This is a genomic window from Marimonas lutisalis (assembly GCF_005434965.1).
Lineage (GTDB): Bacteria > Pseudomonadota > Alphaproteobacteria > Rhodobacterales > Rhodobacteraceae > Marimonas_A > Marimonas_A lutisalis.
Genome location: NZ_SKCI01000001.1, coordinates 773,917 through 798,088 on the forward strand (window position 1 = coordinate 773,917; position 24,172 = coordinate 798,088).

Sequence of the window (24,172 nt, forward strand, 5' to 3'; positions counted from 1 at the left end):
CACCTTGAAAAGGCGGGGAAATCATCATGCCGAAAACATCTTTGACCGGCAGCCGGATACGCGAACGCCGGGTTCTGCAGGGCCTGAAGCAGTCTGAACTGGCCGGGCGGGTCGGTGTATCGCCATCCTACCTGAACCTGATTGAGCACAATCGCCGCAGAATCGGAGGCAAACTGCTGGTTGATATCGCGGCGGTTCTTGATGTCGAGCCGTCGCTGCTGGCCGAGGGGGCGGAGGCCGCCCTGATCGCGCGGCTGAGGCATGCAGCGGCCGAGGCCGGCGAGGAGGGCGCGGAGGTGGAGGCGGTTGAGGATTTCGCCGGTCGCTACCCGGGTTGGGCGCGGCTGGTGGCCGCGCAGCGGCAGCAGGTCGCCGGATTGCAGCGTTCGGTCGAAACGCTGACCGACCGTCTGACCCACGATCCGCACCTGGCGCAGACCCTGCACGAGGTGCTGGACACGGTTACCGCCATTCGTTCGACCGCTTCGATCCTGGCCGAGACGCGCGAGATCGAACCGGAATGGCGTGACCGGTTTCACCGTAACATCAACGAGGATGCCCAGCGTCTGGCGGAAGGTGCGCAGGCCCTGGTGGGGTTCCTCGACGGGGCGAGCGATGCCGGACGGTCTGTACGCTCGCCTCAGGAAGAGGTGGATACATTCCTGGAGAGCCGCCAGTTCCATTTCCCGGACCTGGAGGCGGGCAGCGCGCGACCGGAGGATATCATCGCTGCGGCCGACGACCTGGAATCGGCCAGCGCGGCGGCGCAGGCGTTGCGGATTCTGGAGCGATACCTGGATGACGCGGAAGCGTTGAGCCTTGAAACCCTGCGCGGCGCGGTGGAGCGGACCGGACCGGACCCGATGGCAATCGCGGCGCAGATTGGCATTGATCCGGGCCATGCGATGCGGAGGCTTGCCGCGTTGCCGGAACTGGAGGCCGGGCTGGTGATCTGCGATGCCTCGGGTACGCTGACCTTTCGCAAACCGGTCGAGGGGTTTGCGCTGCCGCGGTTCGCGGCGGCCTGTCCGCTTTGGCCGCTGTTCCGCGCGCTGAGCCGCCCCATGGTGCCGGTGATCGAGCGGGTCGGGCAGCTGGGGCGCGGGGCGGGGCAGACCGACGAGCAGGCCTTTACCGCCTACGCGGTGGCATTGCCGAAGGATGCGGCCGCCTGGGCAGCCGATCCGCTTTACGAGGGGCATATGCTGTTGTTGCCGTCATCGGGGCAGGCCGAGGAGTTGCGACAGGTCGGTGCGAGCTGTCGTATCTGCCCGCGTGCCGATTGCAGCGCGCGGCGTGAACCGTCGATCATGGCGGATGGGTTTTGACTTGGGCCGCGAGTTTGGCGATAAGAATGCAAGGGCTGCGAACAATAAGCAGCCCGTGGGGAGGAAAACCGAAGAATGGGCAAGTCTGTCCTGCTGATCGAGGATGAGCCGAACATCATCGAGGCCGTCAGTTTCATCCTGTCGCGCGACGGATGGAAGGTGGACACCCATTCCAATGGCCAGACCGCGCTGGCCGCGATCGCCGAAAAGTCGCCCGATGTCGTTATCCTGGATGTCATGCTGCCCGGAATCAGCGGGTATGACATCCTGCGCGCGCTGCGCGAGGCGCCGGAGACGCGCAACCTGCCGGTGCTGATGCTGACGGCGCGCGGGCAGACCAAGGACCGCGAGATGGCCGAAAAGGCCGGGGCCAACCGTTTCATGACCAAGCCGTTTTCGAATGCCGAGGTGCTGGAAGCCGTGCGGTCGCTGGTGAACGCGTGAGCGACCTGGACGGCAAGGCCGGCAGCAAGTCCGAGCGCACGCCCGGGCGCGCGCCGGTGTTCCTGGAGCGCTCGACCTATCGACGGCGCCGGCTGATCGACGGGCTGCGGATGTTGCCCGTGGTCGGCGCGCTACTGTGGGCGGTGCCGATGCTGTGGAGCGAAACGGCAGCGACGTCGACGGCGATTCTTTACATCTTTGGCATCTGGGCGGGGTTGGCCCTGATCGCCGCAGTCATGGCGCGCCATGTCGACGTTCAGGCCTATGATCCCGACCAGAACAGCAATCGCGACGTGTCGGAAACGGATATGTGATGGCGACGCTCAATATCCTGATTGCCGTCAGCCTTTCCTATGTGGCGCTTCTGTTCCTCGTCGCGTTCATCGCCGAGCGCCTGGCGGTGCGGGGGCAGGCGCGCTGGCTGCGTTCGCCCCTGGTTTATACGCTGTCGTTGTCGATCTATTGCACGGCGTGGACGTTTTATGGCGCGGTCGGGTATGCGGCGCGGTCGGGGCTGGAATACCTGACCATCTATATCGGGCCGACATTGGTGATGGTGGGCTGGTGGTGGGCGCTGCGCAAGATGGTGCGGGTGGGCCGGGCACAGCGCGTCACCTCGATCGCCGACCTGATTTCCAGCCGTTATGGCAAATCCACCATCCTGGCCGTGCTGGTGACGCTGATGGCCGTGGTGGGCACGACGCCCTATATCGCGCTGCAACTGCAATCGGTGACCTTGTCCTTTGCCGCCTTCGCGGGGTCGACCGAGGGTACCCCGCTGAGTGACAGCCGGTCGACCGCATTGTGGGTGGCAGTGGGCCTGGCGCTGTTCACGGTCTTGTTCGGCACCCGCAACCTTGATGCCAACGAGCGCCATCACGGGGTGGTCATGGCGATTGCGCTGGAGGCGGTGGTCAAGCTCTTTGCCCTGCTGGCCGTCGGGGTTTTCGTCGTCTGGGGGCTGAGCGGGGGTATCGGCCCGATGCTGGAGCAGATCGATGCCAGCGAGATCGGCACGTGGCAGATAGAAGGCGGGCGCTGGGCCGGGTTGATCTTCCTGTCGGCGGCGGCATTCCTGAGCCTGCCCCGGATGTTCCAGGTTTTGGTGGTCGAGAATGACAACGAGGATCACCTGAAGCTCGCCTCTTGGGCGTTCCCGACTTACCTGATGCTGATGAGCCTGTTCGTGGTGCCGATCGCGGTGGTCGGCCTGAACCGCCTGCCGCCCGAGGCCAACCCGGACCTTTTCGTGCTGACGGTGCCGCTGTCCGAAGGGCAGACGGGGCTGGCGATGCTGTCGTTCCTTGGGGGGTTCAGTTCGGCCACCTCGATGGTGATCGTGGCGGCGATTGCGCTGTCGACCATGGTATCGAACCATATCGTGATGCCGATCTGGCTGCGCGTGGCGCATGGCGGCGCGATGGTTTCCGGCGATGTGCGCAACCTTGTCCTTTTGTCGCGACGCCTGTCTATCGCGGCGGTGCTGCTGTTGGGATACCTCTATTACCGGTTTTCCGGTGGCGGTGCGGCGCTGGCGGCGATCGGGCTGGTGTCGTTTGCCGGGGTGGCGCAATTCCTGCCTGCCATGCTGGGCGGGCTGTTCTGGCGTGGCGCCACGCGGCTGGGAGCGCTGGCGGGACTGATGGTGGGCTTCGCGGTCTGGACCTGGAGCATGTTGCTGCCGAGCTTCGGCCCCGGTGCGATCCTGTCGGAGGCGGTTCTGGCACAGGGGCCGGCCGGGATTGCCTGGTTGCGGCCGCAGGCGCTTTTCGGGATTGCGGGACTTGATCCGCTGGTTCACGCGATCCTGTGGTCGATCTCGTTGAATACGCTGGCCTTTGTCATCCTGTCCCTTCTGAGTTTTCCATCGCCGCTGGAGCGGCTGCAGGGCGCCCAGTTCGTCAACGTATTCCAGCACTCGGCCAGCCCGCAGAGCTGGGCCGGCGGGGGTGCGCAGAGCGAAGATCTGTTGATCATGGCGCAGCGGATCCTGGGCCCGCGCGAAGCGCAGGCTCTGTTCCAGGCCGAGGCGCGGCGGCAGGGGCTTGCGGGATACCTGCCCGAACCGAGCCCGGATTTCCTGAACGCGCTGGAGCGGGAATTGTCCGGGTCGGTGGGTGCGGCGACGGCGCATGCCATGGTGGGCCAGATCGTGGGCGGCGCCAGCGTTTCGGTCGAGGACCTGATGGCCGTGGCGGATGAAACCGCGCAGATGATGGAGTATTCGAGCCAGCTGGAAGCCAAGTCGGCCGAGTTGACGCGCACGGCGCGCCAATTGCGCGAGGCCAACGAGAAGCTGACCGCGCTGAGCGTGCAAAAGGACGCCTTCCTGAGCCAGATCAGCCACGAGTTGCGAACGCCCATGACATCGATCCGGTCTTTTTCGGAGATCCTGCGCGATACCGAGGGGTTGAGCCAGCAGGACAAGGGCAAGTATTCGTCGATCATTCACGACGAGGCGGTGCGCCTGACCCGGCTGCTGGATGACCTTCTGGACCTGAGCGTTCTGGAGAATGGCCAGGTGAGCATGAATATCGAGCGCGGCATGCTCTTGGGTGTGCTGGATCATGCGGTGGCCGCGACGAGCGGCACCGAGCGATTGACGATCACGCGGGAAACCGAAGGCGAGCGCATTGCCCTGCGGACCGACCTGGACCGCCTGGCGCAGGTCTTTATCAACCTGATCGCCAACGCACAGAAATATTGCGATGCCGAAGCGCCCGAACTGCGCATCGCAGTGCGCGATGGCGCCCGCGAAATCGCGGTTGATTTCATCGACAACGGCAGTGGTATCCCGCGCGACAAGCAGGACGTGGTGTTTGAAAAATTCGCCCGCGTCAGCGACCAGAAGGCCGGCGGTGCCGGTCTGGGGCTCGCGATCTGCCGCGAGATCATGCTGAGGCTGGGCGGCAATGTCGCCTATCTGCCGGGCCAGGGCGGTGCGGCGTTTCGAGTGACCTTGCCGAAATCCGCCGGTAGCGTGATGTAAAACGCCCGCCGCTAAGGGGATCGTAACCAAATCCGACCTAGGATGCCCACATGGTGACCGCGTCCAGCGGCGGCGGAGGTTATGGACGAAACCAGTACACATAAGGTCTTGCGGCGGAAAGCCCGGACGGGACGCGAGGAACACGAGGCCCGGGTGATGAGCCCGGCGCGTGCCATGCGCCTGGCCCTGTCGCGGGCGGCCGAGGATCTGTTCGAACTGGCCCTGACGGTGTCGGGTGTTCAGATCATCCGGGCGGGTCAGGATGCCGTTCTGTCGAGTTTTGACGACACGCAGTTGCTGATGGTTCTGGACGGGCCGGATGGCGCCCTGGGCGCGGCGGCGATGGATGTGCAGATGCTGGCAGGGCTGATCGAGATGCAGACGATGGGCCAGGTTCTGCCGCGCCCGGCCGATCCCCGTGCCGCGACGCAGACCGATGCCGCGATGGCGGCCCCTTTGCTGGATGCGGCCCTCGCCGGTCTTCGCGAAAACCTGGAGGGGCAGGCCGCTGCCCTTTGGGCCGAAGGTTTCCGGTTCGGGGCGCGTATCGAAAGCGCCCGGATGCTTGGACTGTTGCTGGAAGCACCGGATTTCCACCTGTTCCGTCTGGCGTTGGATATAGGTCCGGGTGCGAAACAGGGGGAAATGGTGCTGGCCCTGCCGGTCAGGCCGCACGCACAGGAAAATGCCTCGGCGCAGACCCCGGGGACCGAGCAAGCCGACAAGGGAACGCATGCTGGAGCACTGCAACTGGGGCAGGGCGCCCTGATGGTCGCCGAAGCGCCGCTTGAAGCGGTTTTATGTCGGCTGCGCATGTCCTTGTCGGAGTTGGGCAAACTGACACCGGGGGAGGTGCTGAGCATTCCGCGCGATGCGCTTGCCAAGACCCGGCTGGAAGCCGGACGGGACCGGCCCTTGGGCGAATGCCGGTTGGGGCAGATCAACGGGTTTCGCGCGGTCCGCCTGACGACGCCGGCGCCCGATCCATCGGCAAAGGAATCCGCAGCGCCCGACGCGCCACAGGTTCTGCCCGATGAGGCCATGCCGGATGCGAAGGGCCAACGGATTGGCGGAGTGGCGGCTGGTGAGAACAGCAATGCGCCGGGCCTTCCCGCCCCGATGGCTGCAGCCGTGGCGGCAGATCCCGATACGGCAGATACGCCGCGCGAAATGGGGCCCATGGAAGAGTTGACCAACCTCGGAGATTTGTCAGACCTGCCAGAATTGTCGCTGGGAGATGGCGATGCGGTTTAAGCGGCTGTACGGGCCTTGAGCGGTGGAAGAGGCCGACCGCCGCAGGGTCCGATCAGCTGGCGGTGATCTTCTGGCCCAGGTAGGGGGCGAGCTGGGACACATTGTAACCTGCGCTCGCTGCCGTCGCGATGATCTCGTCTGCGGGCATGATCCCGGCCTGGCCCAGCGCCCATACAAAGGTCGAGCGTGTCCCGGAATTGCAATAGGCGAGCACCGGACCCGGCGCGGTGTCGACGATGTCGCGCTGGGCGCTGATCAGGTCTGCCGTCATGCCCTGATGGGTGACCGGAAGCACGTGAAAGGCCATGCCGGCGGCTTCGATTGCCGTACCGATCGCCTCGGCCTGCTGGTCGGGGGTGACTTCGGTATCGGGGCGATTGCAGATGACGGTGGTGAAGCCGGCATCGGCGATGGCCTGCGCATCGGCCACGGAAATCTGCGGCGACACGGAATAGCGGGGGGTCAGTGTGCGAATGTCCATGGCCGGGCTTCTAAGCAGCGCGCGGGCGCCTGTCCAGCGCCCGCGCCTTGAACCGAAAGGGCGAATTGCCGCGTCAGAGTTTGTTCACGGGCACCTTGAGGAACACGTCGCCCTGGGCGTCGGGTTCGGGCATGCGGCCGGCGCGCATGTTCACCTGCAGCGACGGGATGATGAGCTTGGGCATTGCAAGGGTCGCATCGCGTTGATCGCGCATTTTGACGAAATCATCCTTCGATTTGCCGGCACCCACGTGCACGTTCCTGGCCTTCTGTTCTCCGACGGTGGTTTCCCAGGCGTATTCCTCGCGGCCGGGTGCCTTGTAATCGTGGCCGACAAAGATGCGGGTCTCATCGGGCAGGGAAAGGATTTTCTGGACCGAGTCGTAGAGCATTTCCGACGAGCCGCCCGGGAAATCGCACCGCGCCGTGCCGAAATCGGGCATGAAGAGCGTATCGCCGACGAAGGCGGTGTCGCCGATCACGTAGGTCAGGCAGGCGGGCGTGTGTCCCGGTGTGTGCAGCACGTCGCCGCGCAACTGACCTATATGGAAGCTGTCGCCTTCGACGAAGAGCCGGTCGAACTGGGAGCCATCGCGTTGAAATTCGGTTCCTTCGTTGAAGACCTTGCCGAAGGTATCCTGTACGATCTTGATCCGGTCACCGATCCCGATCTTGCCGCCCAGGCGCTCCTGGATGTAGGGCGCGGCCGACAGGTGGTCGGCATGGACATGGGTTTCCAAGAGCCATTCCACGCTCAGGCCCTCCTGCCGGACCCATGCGATGATTTCATCGGCCGAGGCCGTATCGGTGCGGCCCGAGGCATAGTCGAAATCCAGCACGGAATCGATGATGGCACAGGACGTTCCATTGGGATCGCGCACGACATAGGAAATGGTGTTCGTGGCGTCGTCGAAGAAGGCTTTGACGTCGGGGGACATTGGGAACTCCTTGAATTTGCCTGTGTCAGTTGCTTAGGTACATCTCATATATTCGTTTTCGCATGTGTTTCAAGCCGCCTCCGGGCATGAAAACGCTTGACCTGTATCAATGCCTGGGCGCCCATTGCATGGGATGATCGGCAAAATTGGAAAAAGGAACGCAACCAAATGAGTTCGCACGAAAAATACCGCGAAAGACTTCTCAAACGTCTGGGTGAGCTGGATGAGCGTTTGCACGAAATCGAAGCGGAACTGGACGAAACCCCCTCGAAAGACTGGGAAGAGCAGGCGATCGAGCGCGAGGATGACGAAGTTCTCGAAAGCCTGGGGCTGGCCGGGCAGGAGGAGATCGTGCGCATCCGTGCCGCGCTGCAGCGCATGCGGGACGGAGAATACGGGTTCTGCACCAAATGCGGCGAGGAAATTTCCGAGGCGCGGCTGGACGTGGTTCCGGATACGCCGTTTTGCAAGACCTGCGCGGCGAGCCTCTGAGCAGGCTGCTATCGGGCGGGTGAACCCAATTTCAGGAGGCTGACATGTCAAGCACCGATTTCGTCAAAGCCCTCGAGACGCTGGAAAGCCGGATCGAGGCATTGCCGGACGACAAGCGCCACGAGCTGCAGCCGGAAATCCAGGCGCTGGTCGACAAGATGGCCGCCGAAGGCGAGCAGGTGCCCGACAGGTTGCGGGCACTGGATGAGCGGCAGGACGACGCTGCGATAGAAGCACAGTTCGACAATTTGCCGGTCTGATCCCGGGCCCGGATCAATCCGGGGCTTGCGCAGCGCAGCGCTTTGTCCAACACTCGACCCGGGCAAGGAACGGTTTTCCGGGGGTAAGGACAGGACGTGGCGCAGGGCCTCGCATATCGGGTCGAAGACGGGATCGCGGTTCTGAGCGTGGGCGAACTGCCTGTCCGGTTGAACGAGTCCGTTCGCAAGGAAATCGAGGCGGCACTGACAGCGGTTGAAGATGATCCCGCTGTTACCGCCATCGTGATCACGGGGCAGGGGCGCAGTTTTCCGGCGGGTCCGTCACTTTCCGAGATCAGCAGCGGCAATGCGGCGAAAGGGCTGGGCGCGCTGTGCCGCAGGATCGAGACTTTTCCGAAGCCGGTTGTCGCCGCGTTGCGCGGTGCGGTGCGTGATGGCGGGCTTGCCCTGGCGCTGGCGGCGCATCTGAGGGTCGCGGTGGCAGGCACGAAGCTGGGCGCGACGGAGATCGAACTGGGGCTTCTGCCCTATGCGGGCGTCACACAGCGCTTGCCCCGTCTTGTCGGGGCGGGGGTGGCGCTGGAGTTGATTGCCGGCGCGCGAATGATCCTGGCCGACAATGCGGCGCTGCGCCCGCTGTTTGCCGAGATCGTCAAAAAAAACGTGGTTGGAGCGGCGGCGCGCCACGCCAGGGAGTTTGCCCACGCGGCGCATCTGCCCCAGGCGCGAGAGGCGCCGGGCTTTGAGGATCCGCTGGCTTTTCAAGGGGTGATTGCGGACTGGAGAACCAGGGCCGACCTATCGCCCGAACTGCGCAGCGCCATCGACTGTGTCGAAGCCGCGCAGCTTCTGCCGATCGAGGTCGGTCTGAACTATGAGCAAGTTGCCTTTGGTGATCTGCGAAAGACCACGCGGGCCGACGCGTTGCTGCACATGGCGCGCGTCGAACGGCTGGTCCCGGTACCACGCGTCGCGGCACCGGAAAGCGTGGTGATTTTCGGCGAGGGTCGCATGGCACGGGGGTTGGCTATCGCCTGCCTTGAGGCCGAGATGAATGTGCATGTTGCCGAACGCGCGGCGGGCGGGGCGGAACGGCTGATCCGCGAAATCGGCGAGAGCTTTCGAGAAGCCGTTGACAGTGGCAGGCTGGATGGCCGGGCCGCGCAGGCACACCTGTCGCGGATTTCCGGGGGTGATGCGCTGGATTACATGAGCCGCGGCGAGATTGTCATCGAAGCGAGCGGGGTGCCGGTGGGCGCGCTTGACGAAGTGGCCGATCTTTTGATGGGCGCCACCACGGGCGATGTGCCGATCCTGCTGTCGAGCGGCGTGGCGCTGCATTCCGGGGACAAGTCCGAAGTTTTCGGCGGACGGATCATGGGCGCGGCCTTTCAGCCACCACCACAGAAGGCCCGTCTGGTCGAGTTCGTCGTCGGCCACGGGACCGAGACCCAAGCCAGGGAGCGGGTCGAAGCCCTGTTCCGGGCCTTGGGCAAGTATGTTTTGCATCTCAGGCCTGCAAACGGCGGCCTTATCCAGACTTTGGCGGCAACGCTTTTTGCCGCGGCCGAATGGTGCGTGGCCCGTGGCGCGGCGCCTTGGGACGTGGATGCCGCGCTTGGCTGGCGCTACGGGCCATTCGCGATGATCGACCGCGAAGGGGTGCGCGCGCAGCCGACGCGACTGGCGGCGATCGGCGGCATGGGGGCGGCCGGGTCTTTGAACGAAACCCTTTTGGCCGCCGGGCGCGATGGGCGCGCGGCAGGCAAGGGGTTCTTTCGGTACGACGATGGCGACGGGGCGCCGAAGCATGATCCGGCCCTGCACGACATCCTGGGACAATGGCGCGGACTGATCGACCGGCCGGTTCCGGGGGCCGAGGAAATCCGCCGCCGTATCCTGCTGGCGCTGGTATCGAAGGGGTTGGAGCTTCTGGAACAGGGGCGCGTGTCGCGCCCGGGCGAGATTGATCTGGCTGCCGCCCATGGATTGGGTATGCCGCGCGCCCTGGGTGGACCGATGAAAGCGGCCGAGACCATGGGGCTTTTGCGCGTGCGCAGGGCGCTGGCGGAATATGCGGCGGAGGACCCGGTTCTGTGGCGCAATGCGCCGCTGCTGGACGAGCATGTGAAATACGGGCGCGGATTTGGCGACTGACTAGCCCAGGGCGATCCCGATCACCACCATCATGAGACCGATCGCCGACACGAAAAGCGCGCCGAGATTGACCGGCACGAGGCGGGCCAGCCGCACGCGCAGCGCATCCTCTTCGAGGTTTTCACGCTTGGCAGCGGCGACTTGGAGGATGCACCACATAAGCCCCGCGATGCCTGCCAGTGTCACGGCGGCGCCGCCCCAGATCAGGATTTGCATGCCAACTCTCCCGCGTTGTGCGATGTTGCGCTGCGGCTATCGGATTGGCGGGCAAAGGGCAAGGCCCGCGCGCGATACCCCCTTGCGGGGGGCAGGCGGGCCGGGTAGTCAAAGGGCCCGAAACCGCAAGAGGCCCGAGCCATGAGTGACACCGCCAGCCCCGAAAGCAGCTATCGTGTAACCGCGGATGAGCTGCGCCAGTTTATCGAGCGTTTCGAGCGGCTGGAGGCCGAGAAAAAGGACATTGCCGACCAGCAGAAGGAGGTGATGGCCGAGGCCAAGGCGCGGGGCTATGACGTGAAGGTCATGCGGAAGGTGATCGCGCTGCGCAAGCGCGATGCCGACGACATTGCCGAGGAAGAGGCGGTTCTGGAGATGTACAAGGAAGCCCTTGGCATGCGCTGAGCCCGCGCGCCCGTTCAGGGCGCGATGAAGGTGACGCCCGGGATCCGTGAAATCTCGAACATGTCCTCGTCATAGGCTTCCGTCAGTTCGTCGACGAGTTCTTCGGTCCAGCCTGGCAGGTCGAGCTCTTCCTCGATCATGTCTTCGCGGGCGAATTTGTCGAGAAAGGCAACCATGACCCGGCGCTTCTGAATCTCGGTCATCACCGGATGCTTGGCGAGGTAATCGCGGAAGCGCTTCATCCCATCGCGGGTCATGATCTCGGCCAGAAGATCGAAACCGCCCTTGATCTTGGTGCCGGGGTTCAGGCCGGCCATCTCGCGGATGATCTGAGCCCAGATCAGCGGGCTGTCTTCGTTGCACCAGATGGTCAGCGGCACGTCGGGGTGATCGGTGCGGATGCGCCAGACAAGTTCGGACCAGCGCAATTGCCGGGGATCTGTGCCCCTGGTAAGTTCGATGAAATCCTCGACGGGCGCTTTTTCGTAGAGCGCGGGCAGGAAGGTCGCGGGGTTGCGAATGGCGAGAAAAAGCTCGATCTGATCGCCGCGGAACAGCGATTTCAACTGACCTACACGCACCGCGGCGTTGGGATAGAACACCCCGTTGTTGATCGCGAGCTTGGCTATGCAGAAGAGGTTTTCGTTGGACAGCAAGAGCCGGTCGGCCTGCTCACCATCGAGGATGGTATCGAGCAGGATGTCGCGGGCATCCGGGGCAGGCTCGGCATTGCTGAGCGCGACAAGCGTCTGGTGTAGCAGTTTCCTATAACGCCCGGGCGGCGGTACAAGCGAGCCGATATCGCTAAAGTCGCCCCGGTTCTTGAGCAGGCATTTGAGCACGCGATCATCATCGGTGCAGTGAACGCCCGCGTGAAACATCACCTGCATGCGTGGCCTCGTGCCTCTTGCGTGCCGGTTCGGACAAGTCGATGCATGACCTGTTGCAGCCGGCCGTTTCCCGCGCCATTTTTCCGCAGTATAAGGTCTTTTCTGGACCATGAAACCGAAATCGGGCAACAGGGCACGCATGAGCGCTGAGACTTTCACCCACGATGCGGCACGCCGCCGGCGCGGCTGGGCCGATCCCTGGTCGGCCGGGGCGATTGCCATTGCCGCGATCGTTCTGGCCCCGATCGTGTCGGTTCTGGGGCTGGCGCTCTTTCCCAGCGACAATATCTGGCCGCACCTGATCGCGACCACGTTGCCACGGTATATCGGCAACACGGCCCTGTTGATGGGGGCGGTGGGCCTGGTGACGGCGATGGTGGGCACCGGTGCGGCATGGATCATAGCGCGCTACCGTTTCCCTTTGTCGCGTTGGCTGGAGTGGTTGCTTTTGTTGCCGCTGGCGATCCCGGCCTATGTGGGGGCCTATGCGCTGGTCGACCTGCTGGAATATGCGGGGCCGGTGCAGACGGGGCTGCGGGCGGTGTTCGGCTGGCAAAGCGCGCGCGATTACTGGTTCCCCGAAATCCGCTCGATGGGCGCGGCAATCATCGTGCTGAGCGCCTCGCTCTACCCGTATGTCTACCTGCTGTCGCGCGCGGCATTCCGCGAACAGTCGGGAAGTTCCGAAGAGGTGGCGATGAGCCTGGGCGCCGGCGCCATGGCGCGGTTCTGGCGGGTTGGGTTGCCGCTCGCGCGCCCGGCCATCGCGGCGGGCGTCGCCATTGTGATGATGGAAACCGTGAACGATTTCGGAACGGTGGATTTCTTCGCGGTGCAGACGCTGACCACCGGGATATTCAGCGTCTGGCTGGAAAGCAACAATGCGGGTGGGGCGGCGCAGATTGCCAGCGTTGTGCTGGTCCTGGTGATCCTGCTGGTGACGCTGGAAAAACTGTCGCGCCGAAGGGTGCAGTTCTTCAATCTGTCCAGCCGTCATCGTCCGATTGAACGCAAGGAACTGGGCGGCGGTGCCGCGGTGCTGGCGCTGGTATTGTGCCTGATCCCCTTCGGCATGGGCTTCGTCCTGCCGGCGACGGTCATCCTGCGCCATGCGCTGGCGAACGTGACCGAATGGTCCGATCCGGCCCTGCTGCGGGCGCTTGGCAACACGCTGACGGTAGGAGGCCTTGCTGCTGTGACAACCGTTCTGGCGGGCGTCTTCCTTGTCTATGGCGTGCGGCTCTCCGGTCGCAGCCTGCCGCGGCTTTTGCTGCCGGTGACGACGATTGGCTATGCGGCACCGGGCGCGGTCCTGGCGGTGGGAATTCTCATCCCGCTGGCCACGGTGGACAATTGGATGGCCGATACATTCGAGCGCCTGACAGGCGTCGATATCGGGCTGGTGCTGACAGGCTCGGCCTTTGCGCTGGTGTTGGCATATGCGGTTCGGTTCTTCGCCATCGCACAGGGCGCGGCGGATGCGGCCATGGGACGGGTTTCGCCCAGCCTGCCGATGGCAGCACGGTCGTTGGGTCGCAGCCAGGGGCAGACGCTCGTCGAAGTCTACTACCCGCTGATCCGCGGCTCGATCGGTTCGGCCTTGCTGCTGGTCTTTGTGGACTGCGTGAAGGAGTTGCCCGCGACGCTTTTGCTGCGGCCCTTCAACTATGACACGCTGGCAACGCGCGTTCACAACGAGGCCAGCCTTGAAAACCTGGGCGACGCCGCCCCGGCAGCCGTTCTGATCATCGCCGTCGGGCTGGTCGCGGTCGGGTTGCTGGCACGCGCGAACCGCTGATCATTCCCCCTTGCGCGCGGGCGCGCCATTGCGTATTTCGACGCTCGTGCCCCTATAGCTCAGCTGGTAGAGCAACTGATTTGTAATCAGTAGGTCCGCGGTTCGAGTCCGTGTGGGGGCACCACAAAAAATCAATAAAAATCAAATGATTGGCGGATTTTTTCGCTAGGCAATCCTCTGGGACTTGGGGGTTTTTGTGCTTGGGGGAACACCGGGGGAACAATAATATTCGCAAGAAAACATGCCCTCGGCTTCGCCGCTCGATTCCCAAACGCCCGCACACACCACCACTCACGGACCCCGGCGCAATGTTTTGCCCAACAGTTTCCTCTGTTGCGTCAAACTTGCGCCGGGGGCTGCGTCTATAGCTGGAACGGTAAACAGCTTTTCAGACATGGCATGCTTAAGAGAATTGGACACACAATCTTCCGGCACGGAATTGGATTCTATATCGGCACTTTGGGCGCGATATTCCTGCTCGTCGTCTTGGGATAGATAGAGTTCCACCCGCCAGAATCGGCGCGTCAGACTTGCTCCACTTGCTGCGATCGTGGCACAATTAAAAACAGAGAACACACAGGAGAGTGAGTAGGATGCGTTTTCGGAATGGCTTTATTGTGTTGTTACTGTTGTCGTTGGTCTGGGGCGGCATCTCGAACGCACAAGAATATCATAGCGCATGTAACGATAGCCCTGATGTATATCGTCTAGATGTTTTGGAAGTGATTTCCGGAAGACTAACGCTCACCGAAGTGGCTATTGGAGCCAAGGATAAATCGGTCTGTGTGAACGGCTTGCCAGCAATGAAGAACGAAAATACCGATTCCGTAGATTTGTTTTTTGAATTTGGTTTGTTTCAATGCCACCAGACAGGCACTGAAGAACGAATTGCAGCTGCCAAACTTTCAGATTCTGCCTATAGGATAGTTGGACATTTTTCACGTTTGAGAGATAACGTAATCATTCTTGAAAACTGCCAATTTGAACCATTTTGATTTTCGCTTTCATTATGAACTCAGCGGATCACGATGAAAAAGAAACACGAAGGAAACCAGTGCGAGCGCATCAGGACAAGTAATGTGCGAGGGGTATCAGGACTGCTAATACTGAGGAAACTGGACAGGTAAGCAGGCGCACAATCATTCAGTTTGGGTTTAGAGCGGCCATCAGTCGCTTCTCACCCAACGGCGGCTAAACAGGTGTGCCCAACGCCCGCAGAACCAGTCTTTTCATTATAGCGTGTCGAACTGTTTGAAAGGGTTTTCCGCCTCGGGAATACTTGCCGCAACCTTGGACCGTGCCGCAGCCGTCAGGCCAAACTCGACTAGCAGCGCATGCGCGTGACGCATGGCCTCGGAACGCTGCACCACCTCTGGCCGGGCCTTCCACAAGCCGCTGTCGGATTGATAAGTGCGGCCCTGGTCCTCTATGGCCGCCGTCAATACCTCAACCTCCTCCAACCGCGAAGCCAGAAGGGCCAGTGCCAGCGCGTCAACGGGCGTTGCAAGGCCCATGCTGTCCAAGATCGCGGACAAGCCTGCAAACAACTCCGCAGCGCGCTCAGACAGCCATTCAGGCGGCTCTGCGCAGCCGGGCGGCACCGCAGGCGCGTTGCCCTTCACCCGGTCAGGCCGGAACGTGCCCTGAACGATCTTCATTTGGTTCGGAATTGGCTTCCTGCCCTTCATATCGAAACCTCTCGGATTTTGCCCTCAATTCTGGCCGTGCAAAAAAGTGACCCCCCCGCGCGGTCTTCGGACCCCCTTGGGAGCGATCTGCCATCCCCTCCCCATTGATGTGGGAGGTTGGACGCCGCGCGCCGGTCAAAGTCGCCGCGTCCTCTCGGCTCCTTAGGAGGAGGTCGCCGAGCTTGATCCCCGACTAGGGATTTTCTCCCTCTCCGCGCCGCCGGGGCCATTTGCTTGTGACGCCGCGCGCTTTACCCGAAGCACCGCGCCTTCTCGGGGTTTTGGGCCACTCGCCGAGTTGGCCGAGTGTTTCGGGCCGATAGGACGAAACCCAAGGCACACCCTGCCTCGTTGCCCCGGCACAGCTAACCGCGCCGGGGCCATTCGATTAACTTGCCGCGCACTTGATGAAGCGCAGCGCGTTTTCGTCGTAAACACAGCCGCCGAGACGCTCGCGAATGTAGAATTTCACGAGGCCAGGGGTGCTGATGTTATCATCGACCGTGGCCCGCAACCCGCCACGCATGGCAAGGATGTAGGCGCGCGACCAGTCACCAAAGGCAATCGGGTGTTCGTCGGTGCCGATGTCGGGCATGCCTTCCGCGATCACGACCGGGTGGCCCAGCAGCATTGCGGGCTGACCCTCGGCCAAGCTATCGCCCCACAACGGCCGGTCGTTCTGGTCTTTTACCTGGCGAATGACCGATGCCGTGGCGCTGTTCATGCACCACGTCCCGCGCGCCCGGTAGCTGGCTTTGAGGTCGTAATAGGTGTCGGTCAGCAGGTCGCCGATCGTAGACCCCAGATCGTTGGCCGCTCCGCTCGCGATATACTTGAAGGCGTCAGCGGTGCGGCTACCGTCTGCCCCGCTTTCCGGTGCGGTGTTGAGGAGGCCGGTCGGCTTGTCCGTGCCGTTGCCCGAGATGATCGCGGTCATTTCCGCGTCACCCAAGGCGCGGCCCGCTTCTTCGGTGAACCATTGCGCAATGTCGATCAAGCCATCCGCGACCAATTCCTCGGACGCACTGACATAGGCATAAGAGGTGCCGAAGGTCGGTGTCTTGCTCGCCAGCGTCGGCTCGGTCGTCGCGGTGCGGGTGCCGGTTTCGCCCACCCAGCCATTCGTTGCATCGCTTTCCGAAAGCGGGAATTTCACATCACCGGATTCGACATTGACCACGCGCACCAGTGAGCGGAACGGGTTTTCATCGCGTGCCCGTGCCAGGATCGGGGTTTGGATGATCTCAGGGACCACAAAGCCGCCAGCCGCGCCGGTCAAGCCAGATGCCGCGCGCGTTTCGGATTCAGCGTTGAGCAAGGCCTGGCGGGTGTGCTGGTCTTGCGGGGCGCGCAGCCAACTCGTGAACGCCTTGGTGTGCCGTTCTTCGCCTGCGTCTGCCACGCCGCGCTGCGTAACGTCGCCGCCAAACGGGCGGCGAGGGTCGGCGCTTTGGGCGTCCAACAGTTGGTCGCGCAGCTCGTCGGCCTCGTCCATCAGCTTGTCGAATTGGTCCTCAAGCGCGCGGGCTTCTTTTTCAGGGAGGCCGGGTTTGATTTTCCGACAGACAGCACGCGCTTCCGTTAGCTTTGCCGTGTGCTGTTTTTGAATTTGCTCGATTTTCATCTCATATCCTCAGTTCGCGGAGTGCGCGGCATGCGCCCCCTGTGTTTTTGCTCCGCAGTTCTTGATTTTGTTTTTTGCGCGAAGGTGGTGGCGAGCGGTGTTTCTTGTTTTTCTGAGCGCCGCCAAGCACAAAGAAGGTATCATTTTACCCCATTTATTTCAAGTGCAGCGCACCTCCCGGAGCGATCACGCCCGCCCGCTTTGGCCGTGTCGCGCTACCTCGTCCACGGCGGCTTGATGGCTCTCGGCATAGGCTTTCATTTTGTCCAGCGCGCGGCCCAGGCCGTCCGGACCGTGGAAGCCGTGCGCGACGCGAAACAGCTCGCAGCCTTGGACGAAAAGTGAGCTAGCGACGGAGCGAACGTCGCCGCCTTCCTCGACCGTCTGAGTGATCAGGTGTTCGATGGCTTCGGCCGTGCGCAGGTGGTCGGGATTGGTTTTGACGTTGTTGGTCATGTCAGTTTCCTTTGGTTTTGGTGGTTTGGTTACTGTGCGCCCAAAGCGATTGCAGGGTTTCAGGGGCCAGCCCCACGGCCGCCGCCGCCTCAGACAGTGCGGCGCGCTCGGCCTCGGTGCGCGTCTGGCCGCCGTCAAATTCGCGGATCGCGGCGCGTTCCTCGAAGTGATCGCGGGCTAAATGCGCTTTTCCTGAAAGGTCGCTAACCCTTCCTACTTTTCCTACTCGTCCTACTTTTCGCCACTCACGCCCGCCCTTGGTAGGAAGAGTAGGAGAAGTAGGAACGATCTGGCGTTTGCCTTCAAAACTCATGGCCGCACCACGCGCCACGCTTCGCGGCGGTGCGCGCCATCCACGACGGCCCCTGGCTCTTCGATCAGCCACTTATATTTTTCGAGAAGGCGAAGCGCATTGCGCGTCCGTTCTGTAATCTTGAAGGGGCCGCGATTGGCGGCAACTTTCACGGAAATGCAATCTTCCTCCCATGATCCGAGAAGCCATCGGCGCATCCGCTCGGCGTCCGCGATGTGAGGTGGAATAACCGCCGCGTTTTGCACCCGCGCGGCTTCTTCGAGATAGAAGCGCGCCAGGTCGATCCCGTTTGCCATTGCCTCGGCCGTCACCTCGGGGGCGTCAGGGTCGGCGTAGAGTGCCAGCACGGCCGCCAGCCGGGCGGCATGTTCGGCCGCCTTCGACGCGAAAGCGCGGCAATTCTCGAACCGCCTGCCGGGGGCTTGCGCCCATTCCGTTTCGCGGGCGAAGGCTTCGAGAAGGGCGCGGGCCTCGCGTGAGAGCGGCAGCACGGGCGGAGCCAGTTCATTCCGACGCCCCTCGGCAAGCGCCAGGTCGCGCCCCAGAAGCGCGGTGATCCGATCTGCGAAGCGGTCAAGTTCGGCCTCGGCGTTTGCATCCGGGGCCATGCGGTCACGGTAACCGATCCGGCTTTGAGGCTGACAGGTCAGAAAGCGCGCCAATAGCCCTTGGCCGTTTGCAAGGGGATCGGCCAGGAACGCCTCGGCCGCGCTTGGCTGGATCAGCAGGTGCGCCGAAAACCGCCGCCCCTCATGCGCCGCGATACCATCCCCGGCCCGCCAGCGGTCTAGTGTCGATCCGTCCCACATGGCCGCCAGCGTCGCCAGCGTCGCCAGCTTGTTTTCCGCCTTCATGGAGTGTCCCCCGAGAAGCAAGCCGCCTTCATCGGTCATGATGCCGAGAGAGGCGCGCAACTCGGGCAGGTTCTTTACGATCCCCTCCATCGTCGCGGCCCCGGTCACGATCTGGGGGCGCAAGGGCGGTTGCGGTTGCGGCCCCAATGCGGCCAGGTCGGCTCGTGTCGTGTCGGGGTTCTTATCGGCGCGCTTGAGTATCGCACCGCGCTGCCGCTCCCAGACTTCCTTCGCATCGCTCCATGAGGCGCGGGCGTCGTCGTAATCCTGGCGCAAGTCGCCCTCGAAGGTGCGCACACCGCGCATTGCCAGCCGGTCGGCCGTGCTTTTTCGCTCCCCGCTTTCGGCCACCGTGAGAAGAAACAGGGATACAGGCCGGGCACCGCCTAGCGTTTGCACGTCGCGAAGCCCTTGCACCGCCAGGGAGGCGGCCGCCAGCACCGATCCGGCGCATAGAGCAAGGGGGGCCTCGGTTGCGCGGGCTAGCGCGTCAGCCGGAACCATAAGCGGCCCTAACGCGGCGACTGGATAGAGGCTGGCCGCCGGGGCCTCGCGGATCAGAGGTTGAGGGCCTTCGGATTTGAACGGGATAGGTTCGGGGGCGTTCATGCTGCATCCCCTTTCATGGTTAGAATGTCATTCCAGTCGCGCCCATCGGGCGCGGGTAATAGCGAGACCTTCCAGCCTAGAGCGTCCGCGCGCTCTGCCAGGGCATGCGCGGCCTTGCGGCCTGCGTCGTCACCGTCAGGGGCAATGGTCAGTCGTCCTGACCTTTTCGGCAGGGTCAATCCGGCCATGCCGCTTGTCGAAAGCGCCGCCCATACCGTCGCGGGTTCGCTCAGAAGCCCCGAAAGCAGCGACAACGCGGTTTCGATGCCCTCGGCCACCACAAGGCGAAAAGCCCCGTCAGAGAGCCGCACAGCGCCGCCACGGGTCGGGCCAAGCATCGCCTTTCGCGTCTCAACCGGGGCAAGGTAGGTGCGATGCACCGCGAAGCCGTCAGCGTTGTCGATCCGAGCCACCATTGCCGGATAGCGTTTCGCGGTCGGCCCGTGCCAGCACTCAGGATGAAAGCGCAGCGTCGGCGGCAGGGGGCAGGTGATCCCCCGGCCGCGAAGATAAGCCTCGGCAGGGGTGCCTTCGATCTGGCGGGTTTCCTCCCAGCAATGCCGCGCTTGGCGTGCCCGGCGTTCAGCATCGGCTTGCGCCTCGGCCTTGCGCCGGGCGGCCGCAGCCGGATCGGGCGGGCGATAGTCGCCGGGCGTGACCCCGGCGGCCGTCAGTATGTCGCGAAAATCGCACTCGGCGCGCTTGCAATGGAGCAATAGGCGCCCATCGTCGCCATCGCCAAGGGTCAGTGCGTCTTGGTCGCGCCGGGCCTCGGGCTGGCAGACCGGACACGGGGCCACGCCGTAACTGCCGTGCCATTTGCCGCGAAGGGTAAGGGTCAGGTCTCGCGCGTTCATTCGCTCGCCCCCCCGATGCGGGCCAGCGGTTCTATGCTGCCCGATTTCAGGTCGTGGAAATGCGTGAAATGAATTGCTCGAAAGGCAAGTTTAATATATCTATTATCTTGCGGTTCATGACCGTTTCCTACCTTACTTCCCCCGGTCGCGCCCGCCAGCGCGCCGGGGTTTTCGCTTTTCTGGGTCATTGAGCAACCTCCACTTTGGAGGCTTCCTGCGCCTCAAGCTCGGAAAAGCTTCCAGCGGCGGCGTCCGAAGTCTCCCTGGAGGCTTCCCGGACTTCAAGCTCGGCGTCCGAAGTCTCCGGTTCGCTCGCTTCTTGCGCATCGAGCCAAGCCAATATGTCGGCTTCGCGCCAGTAGCGGCGGCGGGCGATATAAAACGGCTTCGGGAAGTTCATCGCCGGATCGTTCAGCCAGCGCCACAAGGTCATGTCGCTAACGTCGCCGCACAAGATGCGGACTGCATTGGCTGAAATACGTTTCCGATTTTCCATGTTGTTGCCTTTCGTTTAACAAACGCTGGCAAACAACTACGCCCCCGGGATTGGGACAGCGGCCTAGGTGTCCCGACTTTTATTGCGGTTCCATTGCTTTTTGATCGCCGCCGCGCTGCCCAAGCCTTCTTTTTCGCATATTTCCGCCGCGCTGCTCAGGGAAAGGTTCCGGCCGTCCATCAACCCGCGCAACCTTGCGAAGCGCGTTTTCCGCATTTCTTCATGCCGCGCATTCGTCGCATGGGCCGCGTTTTTGCTGCCACCCGCAACCTTTTCGCCGCGCGTCACTGAGGGAAGAAACACCCGCCGCATGGATAGCTGAGTGATAGCCCCCCCGAGCGTTACGGCATGCGAAAAAATCTGGTCAGGGTCACCGCTTTCGTATGCTCGCTCCGCCTCTACCAGAACCCTGTAAAAATCGGCCAGCAGATACTCTAGCGGTATGTCGCCATCACGCACCCCGACATTGTCGCTCGCTTCTAGTTGCTGCTTGATAGCTGCCCAGCCGATAGTTGTTGCGGTTCCGCCGGGGAATTTTTCAGACGGACGGCTGACCACTTGGCCGGGATGCGGAAAACCGCCGTCGATCAGGAATTGCTCTATCCAGCTTTTTAGCTGCGGTAATCTTTCGGCGGTCGGCCAACTCTGGTTAATCTGATCGACCAACGCCTTTATTGCGGCTTCGTCCTTGAGTTCCTCGACCGAAACCGAATGCATCGCGTCGGAGAAAATCTTAGGCATTGCTACGCTCCCCCGTAAGCCGGACCACGTTGCCGCTGCCGCCTTCCACAATGTCCATCACCAGCCGCGACCACGCGTCCAGCGCTCGCCGCTTTTCCTCGGTGAAATCGTAGTGATTATATCGCCGGTCCATGGGCGGAATGTCCGAGAGGTGGTTGGTGGCGCGAGAGCGAATTTCCAGACTTACACCAAGCGAGGCGAGGCCGGTCTTGACGGTGTGGCGCAGGTCATGCGGTCGCCAATGCGGGACTGTGACCGGCTCTCCGGCTTCTTCGCTTGCAATAGTGCTCATCCGAGAGGCGATACGCGCAGCTGGCTTGCTAGTTGATAGGGCCGGGGTGTCGCCTCTAGTTGTGAAGACGTAGGGGCCGAGGCGGGGTTGGGCGTCAATAATGTCCTTAGCGGCTTGGGGTAGGGGCACATCATGGCGCTCGTCGTTCTTCGTCGTCGAGAGCCGCCAGACTCCTTCCCCGTCAATGTCGCCCCATTGCATTCGGGCGACTTCTCCGCTTCGCTGGCCGGTCAGAAGAAGAATCTTAAACAACGCCCCCCAAGGGGCTGGCTCCATATCGCATGCGAGCCAAAAAAGGCGGATTTCGCCGTTGTTCAGAGGACGGTCGCGGGATTTCTCTTTCGCCGGGAGTTTTAGTCCGATTGCTGGTGATTGCTCGATTACGCCACGGTCTTCACACCAGCCAAAGAATTTGGAGAGATAGGCCTTCACCCGGTTGGCGGTGGTCGCGCGTCCATCATCGACGATGCTGTCGAGCAGAAGCACGATGTCACGGCGGCTTATGTCGGTTACGTCGCGGTCGCCCCAGACGGGAACGACATTAAACTGTAGTGATTGCATCACCGCGTTGCCGGTCTTCAGGGTCTTTAGGTGGCGCTTGTGGTATGTGTCGATTTGAGATCGCACGGTATTGTCGCTGGAGAGGCGCGAGGCCTTCGCCGCCTTCTGGTCCGCAGCGGGATCACCGCCATCTTGAGCGGCGCGCAGCGCATCGGCCGCTTTTTCGCGCGCTTCGGCCAGACCGACGAGGGGATAACGCCCGAGGGTCATGCGGCGGTGAACCCCGGCCGCCCGGTAACGCACCTGCCAGCTACGTTTTCCGGAGGTCTGCACAACCAAATAGAGGCCAGGCATGAGGGCGTCGGGTATCTCCTGGCGCTTCTCGGTTGGCTTGATCCTCTCAACGGATGCGGCGGTTAGCTTGGCCATTTGATTTCCTCTCAAATGTTCCCCTGGGGGAACGCTGGGGGAACAACAGGGGGTGTTTTGGCTTGTTCCCCTGTGTTAGTAACGTTCACTAACATAGGATCGAAACCCCTGTTAAACAAGGAGTTTTTTCGCACTAGACGTTTTGATTTGTGAGGTGTTGAGGTGTCAAGAAAACTGATTTGTAATCAGTAGGTCCGCGGTTCGAGTCCGTGTGGGGGCACCACAAAAACATTTAATAATCAAATATTTGCCGGAGTTTTTCGCTAGGCGAACCTCTGGGGCTTGGCCGCTTTCGCGCTCGGGGTAACATCTGGGGTAACAGAATTGGGCGGAAAACATGCCCTCGGCTTCGCGGCTCGATTCCCCAAAAGCCCTCACACACCACCACTCACGGACCCCGGCGTTGTCAGATAAGCGGACGTTCGGTTGATGCTGGGCAATGGCGGCGATGCGGGGACGAAACCACCAGTCAAAATTGACCCGCCGATCTGAACGACCGACGGGCCTATAATGCTGAAATTGTCCGCTCACGGACAATCTAGGATACTAATAAAATGTGTCATCCTCGTGACTATTTGGCGGGGGCATCAATGACTTTCTCGTGAAGCTTCGATCTACACTCGGCTGGGCGCTAGTGGCTCTTGGTGCAATGTTTTGCCCAACAGTTTCCCCTGTTGCGTCAAACTTGGGCCGTGGGCGGCGTCTATTGCTGGAACGGTAAACAGCTTTTCAGACATGGCATGCTTCAGAGATTCGCACATTCACTCGTCTTCTTTGCACCGGAAATCTATTTCGCCACTTTGGGTGCGATAATCCTGTTCGTCGTCCTAGGGTGACATTTCTGGTCTTTTGACAGTATCGCTTGTCGTGCGATTGTGAGGCCATGTTCCGAAGCTTGAATATTCTTAGCTTTTCTTTCTTGGCATTTATTGCTCATGCAGAGGATGTGTGTGTGCCAAGCCTCGAAGTATTGTGCATGCGTTCAACGGACGCCGCCCTCTACTATTTTGACGCAATAGAGCATGGCGGGGTGCCCGGCGAACTGCTAGCTGTTTGGCTAATAAAAGCGGAGTCCCGTTACGATCCGACACGAAATAACGCGGAGCGCAACTTGATAAGCAGGCTTGGCAAAGAAATAGAAAGGGGCGAGCGCACAAAGTTCGAAGCTATTGATGAGCTGTTCATGTCGTGTATGGAGCGATTGCGAAGCCAGTGAAATTGAAATTTGGAAATATTCAACTCTCCGACGGCTCTGCGGTGGCGGTTAACGCCCCAACTCAGAGTTATCAGGACGGCTTGTCGAACTGCGCGAAAGGATTTTCTGCCTCGGGAATACTTGCCGCAACCTTCGACCTAGCCGCAGCCGTCAAACCAAACTCCGTCAACAAGGCGTGCGCATGGCGCATGGCCTCAGAACGCTGGGCAACCTCTGTCCGGGCCTTCCACAAGCCGGTGTCGGATTGATACGTGCGGCCCTGGTCCTCGATGATAGCCGTTAATATCTCGACCTCCTCCAGCCGCGAAGCCAGCAAGGCCAGCGCCATCGCGTCAACGGGCTTCGCAAGGCCCATGCCGTCCAAGATTGCAGAGAGATGCGCATACAGCCCATCCGCAGGCACTCAGAAGCGCGTTTAGGGGGTGTCAGGTGCGCCCGTGTAGGGGCCTTATACCCGGAACCCAGAAGTAGAGTTCTCAGCGGG

Annotated in this window: 27 protein-coding genes and 2 tRNA genes; 14 read left to right on the plus strand and 15 right to left on the minus strand. The window is 62.1% G+C overall.

The features are described from left to right. Positions 1-26 precede the first annotated feature (26 nt). The 5 genes from E0501_RS03805 to E0501_RS03825 all read left to right on the plus strand — a co-directional run bounded on the left by E0501_RS03805 (position 27) and on the right by E0501_RS03825 (position 6,015). Entirely contained in the window at positions 27-1,328 is a 1,302-nt protein-coding gene (locus E0501_RS03805; protein ID WP_137700007.1) for a helix-turn-helix transcriptional regulator, read from the plus strand. Between the two features lie 75 nt (positions 1,329-1,403). Next, positions 1,404-1,772, plus strand: coding sequence for a response regulator transcription factor (locus tag E0501_RS03810; RefSeq protein WP_137700008.1), 369 nt, complete (start codon positions 1,404-1,406; stop codon positions 1,770-1,772). Beyond that, positions 1,769-2,086, plus strand: a complete 318-nt coding sequence (locus E0501_RS03815) for a hypothetical protein (protein WP_235857737.1) — start codon at positions 1,769-1,771, stop codon at positions 2,084-2,086. The genes E0501_RS03810 and E0501_RS03815 overlap by 4 nt, the downstream gene beginning before the upstream one ends. Beyond that, positions 2,086-4,761: an ATP-binding protein gene (locus E0501_RS03820; protein WP_137700009.1), complete on the plus strand. Its 2,676-nt coding sequence runs from the start codon at positions 2,086-2,088 to the stop codon at positions 4,759-4,761. Before E0501_RS03815 ends, E0501_RS03820 begins: the two co-directional genes overlap by 1 nt. A 156-nt stretch (positions 4,762-4,917) precedes the next feature. After that, positions 4,918-6,015 carry a FliM/FliN family flagellar motor switch protein gene (locus tag E0501_RS03825; RefSeq protein WP_161594544.1) on the plus strand — a complete coding sequence of 366 codons (1,098 nt, stop codon included), beginning with the start codon at positions 4,918-4,920 and terminating at the stop codon, positions 6,013-6,015. A 52-nt stretch (positions 6,016-6,067) separates the two neighbouring features. On the opposite strand, the gene E0501_RS03830 is transcribed toward E0501_RS03825, so the two are convergent. Both E0501_RS03830 and E0501_RS03835 read right to left on the minus strand, forming a co-directional pair. Then, complete coding sequence (locus tag E0501_RS03830) at positions 6,068-6,496, minus strand: TIGR01244 family sulfur transferase (protein WP_137700011.1); 429 nt, start codon at positions 6,494-6,496, stop codon at positions 6,068-6,070. Positions 6,497-6,569: 73 nt separating this feature from the next. Continuing rightward, positions 6,570-7,433 (minus strand): MBL fold metallo-hydrolase, encoded by an 864-nt coding sequence (locus tag E0501_RS03835; protein WP_137700012.1) that lies wholly within the window; start codon positions 7,431-7,433, stop codon positions 6,570-6,572. Between the two features lie 168 nt (positions 7,434-7,601). Here E0501_RS03835 and E0501_RS03840 point away from each other — a divergent pair, with 168 nt between their 5' ends. The 3 genes from E0501_RS03840 to E0501_RS03850 all read left to right on the plus strand — a co-directional run bounded on the left by E0501_RS03840 (position 7,602) and on the right by E0501_RS03850 (position 10,303). Then, entirely contained in the window at positions 7,602-7,925 is a 324-nt protein-coding gene (locus E0501_RS03840) for a TraR/DksA family transcriptional regulator (protein ID WP_137700013.1), read from the plus strand. Between the two features lie 44 nt (positions 7,926-7,969). After that, positions 7,970-8,185, plus strand: a complete 216-nt coding sequence (locus E0501_RS03845) for a DUF342 domain-containing protein (protein WP_137700014.1) — start codon at positions 7,970-7,972, stop codon at positions 8,183-8,185. Between the two features lie 96 nt (positions 8,186-8,281). Then, a complete protein-coding gene (locus E0501_RS03850) occupies positions 8,282-10,303 on the plus strand; it encodes an enoyl-CoA hydratase-related protein (RefSeq protein WP_137700015.1) in 2,022 nt (673 codons plus the stop codon). Here the strand turns inward: E0501_RS03850 and E0501_RS03855 are convergent, their stop codons facing one another. Beyond that, positions 10,304-10,519, minus strand: a complete 216-nt coding sequence (locus E0501_RS03855; protein WP_137700016.1) for a hypothetical protein — start codon at positions 10,517-10,519, stop codon at positions 10,304-10,306. 141 nt (positions 10,520-10,660) lie between these two features. On the opposite strand from E0501_RS03855, the gene E0501_RS03860 reads away from it, so the two are divergent. After that, a complete protein-coding gene (locus E0501_RS03860; RefSeq protein ID WP_137700017.1) occupies positions 10,661-10,924 on the plus strand; it encodes a DUF2312 domain-containing protein in 264 nt (87 codons plus the stop codon). A 14-nt stretch (positions 10,925-10,938) separates the two neighbouring features. Here the strand turns inward: E0501_RS03860 and E0501_RS03865 are convergent, their stop codons facing one another. Further along, on the minus strand, positions 10,939-11,814 hold the full coding sequence (locus tag E0501_RS03865) for a hypothetical protein (protein ID WP_137700018.1): 876 nt from the start codon (positions 11,812-11,814) through the stop codon (positions 10,939-10,941). A gap of 139 nt (positions 11,815-11,953) precedes the next feature. On the opposite strand from E0501_RS03865, the gene E0501_RS03870 reads away from it, so the two are divergent. From E0501_RS03870 to E0501_RS03880, 3 genes are all read left to right on the plus strand, one after another. Further along, positions 11,954-13,612 (plus strand): ABC transporter permease, encoded by a 1,659-nt coding sequence (locus E0501_RS03870; RefSeq protein ID WP_137700019.1) that lies wholly within the window; start codon positions 11,954-11,956, stop codon positions 13,610-13,612. Between the two features lie 48 nt (positions 13,613-13,660). Continuing rightward, a tRNA-Thr gene (locus E0501_RS03875) sits at positions 13,661-13,736 on the plus strand. A gap of 469 nt (positions 13,737-14,205) precedes the next feature. Then, entirely contained in the window at positions 14,206-14,607 is a 402-nt protein-coding gene (locus E0501_RS03880; protein ID WP_137700020.1) for a hypothetical protein, read from the plus strand. A gap of 237 nt (positions 14,608-14,844) precedes the next feature. Here E0501_RS03880 and E0501_RS03885 read toward each other — a convergent pair whose 3' ends face one another. From E0501_RS03885 to E0501_RS03930, 10 genes are all read right to left on the minus strand, one after another. Further along, positions 14,845-15,270 carry a phage terminase small subunit P27 family gene (locus E0501_RS03885; protein WP_161594545.1) on the minus strand — a complete coding sequence of 142 codons (426 nt, stop codon included), beginning with the start codon at positions 15,268-15,270 and terminating at the stop codon, positions 14,845-14,847. Positions 15,271-15,688: 418 nt separating this feature from the next. After that, positions 15,689-16,924, minus strand: a complete 1,236-nt coding sequence (locus E0501_RS03890) for a phage major capsid protein (protein ID WP_137700022.1) — start codon at positions 16,922-16,924, stop codon at positions 15,689-15,691. A 186-nt stretch (positions 16,925-17,110) separates the two neighbouring features. Beyond that, on the minus strand, positions 17,111-17,380 hold the full coding sequence (locus tag E0501_RS03895; RefSeq protein WP_137700023.1) for a hypothetical protein: 270 nt from the start codon (positions 17,378-17,380) through the stop codon (positions 17,111-17,113). A gap of 1 nt (position 17,381) precedes the next feature. Further along, positions 17,382-17,693 carry a hypothetical protein gene (locus tag E0501_RS21315; RefSeq protein ID WP_205123441.1) on the minus strand — a complete coding sequence of 104 codons (312 nt, stop codon included), beginning with the start codon at positions 17,691-17,693 and terminating at the stop codon, positions 17,382-17,384. Then, on the minus strand, positions 17,690-19,156 hold the full coding sequence (locus E0501_RS03905) for a YfjI family protein (protein WP_137700024.1): 1,467 nt from the start codon (positions 19,154-19,156) through the stop codon (positions 17,690-17,692). Before E0501_RS03905 ends, E0501_RS21315 begins: the two co-directional genes overlap by 4 nt. After that, positions 19,153-20,013: a DUF7146 domain-containing protein gene (locus E0501_RS03910; RefSeq protein ID WP_137700025.1), complete on the minus strand. Its 861-nt coding sequence runs from the start codon at positions 20,011-20,013 to the stop codon at positions 19,153-19,155. Before E0501_RS03910 ends, E0501_RS03905 begins: the two co-directional genes overlap by 4 nt. Beyond that, complete coding sequence (locus E0501_RS03915) at positions 20,010-20,201, minus strand: hypothetical protein (protein ID WP_137700026.1); 192 nt, start codon at positions 20,199-20,201, stop codon at positions 20,010-20,012. Before E0501_RS03915 ends, E0501_RS03910 begins: the two co-directional genes overlap by 4 nt. Continuing rightward, on the minus strand, positions 20,198-20,509 hold the full coding sequence (locus tag E0501_RS21450; protein WP_235857738.1) for a helix-turn-helix transcriptional regulator: 312 nt from the start codon (positions 20,507-20,509) through the stop codon (positions 20,198-20,200). Before E0501_RS21450 ends, E0501_RS03915 begins: the two co-directional genes overlap by 4 nt. Before the next feature lie 63 nt (positions 20,510-20,572). Continuing rightward, on the minus strand, positions 20,573-21,250 hold the full coding sequence (locus E0501_RS03925) for a hypothetical protein (protein ID WP_137700027.1): 678 nt from the start codon (positions 21,248-21,250) through the stop codon (positions 20,573-20,575). Beyond that, positions 21,243-22,472, minus strand: coding sequence for a tyrosine-type recombinase/integrase (locus E0501_RS03930; protein ID WP_137700028.1), 1,230 nt, complete (start codon positions 22,470-22,472; stop codon positions 21,243-21,245). The genes E0501_RS03925 and E0501_RS03930 overlap by 8 nt, the downstream gene beginning before the upstream one ends. Before the next feature lie 154 nt (positions 22,473-22,626). On the opposite strand from E0501_RS03930, the gene E0501_RS21050 reads away from it, so the two are divergent. After that, positions 22,627-22,695, plus strand: a tRNA-Thr gene (locus E0501_RS21050). A gap of 660 nt (positions 22,696-23,355) precedes the next feature. After that, entirely contained in the window at positions 23,356-23,688 is a 333-nt protein-coding gene (locus tag E0501_RS03935; protein ID WP_137700029.1) for a hypothetical protein, read from the plus strand. 70 nt (positions 23,689-23,758) lie between these two features. Here the strand turns inward: E0501_RS03935 and E0501_RS03940 are convergent, their stop codons facing one another. Beyond that, complete coding sequence (locus E0501_RS03940; RefSeq protein WP_268888875.1) at positions 23,759-24,091, minus strand: P27 family phage terminase small subunit; 333 nt, start codon at positions 24,089-24,091, stop codon at positions 23,759-23,761. Positions 24,092-24,172: the final 81 nt, after the last annotated feature.

Excerpts from the sequence above, each read along its gene's own strand:
- E0501_RS21450 (WP_235857738.1), bottom strand. The coding sequence starts at position 20,509 with ATGGAAAATCGGAAACGTATTTCAGCCAATGCAGTCCGCATCTTGTGC.
- E0501_RS03890 (WP_137700022.1), bottom strand. The coding sequence starts at position 16,924 with ATGAAAATCGAGCAAATTCAAAAACAGCACACGGCAAAGCTAACGGAA.
- E0501_RS21315 (WP_205123441.1), bottom strand. The coding sequence starts at position 17,693 with ATGAGTTTTGAAGGCAAACGCCAGATCGTTCCTACTTCTCCTACTCTT.
- E0501_RS03870 (WP_137700019.1), top strand. The coding sequence starts at position 11,954 with ATGAGCGCTGAGACTTTCACCCACGATGCGGCACGCCGCCGGCGCGGC.
- E0501_RS03855 (WP_137700016.1), bottom strand. The coding sequence starts at position 10,519 with ATGCAAATCCTGATCTGGGGCGGCGCCGCCGTGACACTGGCAGGCATC.
- E0501_RS03930 (WP_137700028.1), bottom strand. The coding sequence starts at position 22,472 with ATGGCCAAGCTAACCGCCGCATCCGTTGAGAGGATCAAGCCAACCGAG.
- E0501_RS03810 (WP_137700008.1), top strand. The coding sequence starts at position 1,404 with ATGGGCAAGTCTGTCCTGCTGATCGAGGATGAGCCGAACATCATCGAG.
- E0501_RS03860 (WP_137700017.1), top strand. The coding sequence starts at position 10,661 with ATGAGTGACACCGCCAGCCCCGAAAGCAGCTATCGTGTAACCGCGGAT.
- E0501_RS03840 (WP_137700013.1), top strand. The coding sequence starts at position 7,602 with ATGAGTTCGCACGAAAAATACCGCGAAAGACTTCTCAAACGTCTGGGT.
- E0501_RS03885 (WP_161594545.1), bottom strand. The coding sequence starts at position 15,270 with ATGAAGATCGTTCAGGGCACGTTCCGGCCTGACCGGGTGAAGGGCAAC.
- E0501_RS03905 (WP_137700024.1), bottom strand. The coding sequence starts at position 19,156 with ATGAACGCCCCCGAACCTATCCCGTTCAAATCCGAAGGCCCTCAACCT.
- E0501_RS03925 (WP_137700027.1), bottom strand. The coding sequence starts at position 21,250 with ATGCCTAAGATTTTCTCCGACGCGATGCATTCGGTTTCGGTCGAGGAA.
- E0501_RS03805 (WP_137700007.1), top strand. The coding sequence starts at position 27 with ATGCCGAAAACATCTTTGACCGGCAGCCGGATACGCGAACGCCGGGTT.
- E0501_RS03835 (WP_137700012.1), bottom strand. The coding sequence starts at position 7,433 with ATGTCCCCCGACGTCAAAGCCTTCTTCGACGACGCCACGAACACCATT.
- E0501_RS03910 (WP_137700025.1), bottom strand. The coding sequence starts at position 20,013 with ATGAACGCGCGAGACCTGACCCTTACCCTTCGCGGCAAATGGCACGGC.
- E0501_RS03915 (WP_137700026.1), bottom strand. The coding sequence starts at position 20,201 with ATGACCCAGAAAAGCGAAAACCCCGGCGCGCTGGCGGGCGCGACCGGG.
- E0501_RS03895 (WP_137700023.1), bottom strand. The coding sequence starts at position 17,380 with ATGACCAACAACGTCAAAACCAATCCCGACCACCTGCGCACGGCCGAA.
- E0501_RS03935 (WP_137700029.1), top strand. The coding sequence starts at position 23,356 with ATGTTCCGAAGCTTGAATATTCTTAGCTTTTCTTTCTTGGCATTTATT.
- E0501_RS03830 (WP_137700011.1), bottom strand. The coding sequence starts at position 6,496 with ATGGACATTCGCACACTGACCCCCCGCTATTCCGTGTCGCCGCAGATT.
- E0501_RS03880 (WP_137700020.1), top strand. The coding sequence starts at position 14,206 with ATGCGTTTTCGGAATGGCTTTATTGTGTTGTTACTGTTGTCGTTGGTC.
- E0501_RS03845 (WP_137700014.1), top strand. The coding sequence starts at position 7,970 with ATGTCAAGCACCGATTTCGTCAAAGCCCTCGAGACGCTGGAAAGCCGG.
- E0501_RS03865 (WP_137700018.1), bottom strand. The coding sequence starts at position 11,814 with ATGCAGGTGATGTTTCACGCGGGCGTTCACTGCACCGATGATGATCGC.
- E0501_RS03820 (WP_137700009.1), top strand. The coding sequence starts at position 2,086 with ATGGCGACGCTCAATATCCTGATTGCCGTCAGCCTTTCCTATGTGGCG.
- E0501_RS03825 (WP_161594544.1), top strand. The coding sequence starts at position 4,918 with ATGAGCCCGGCGCGTGCCATGCGCCTGGCCCTGTCGCGGGCGGCCGAG.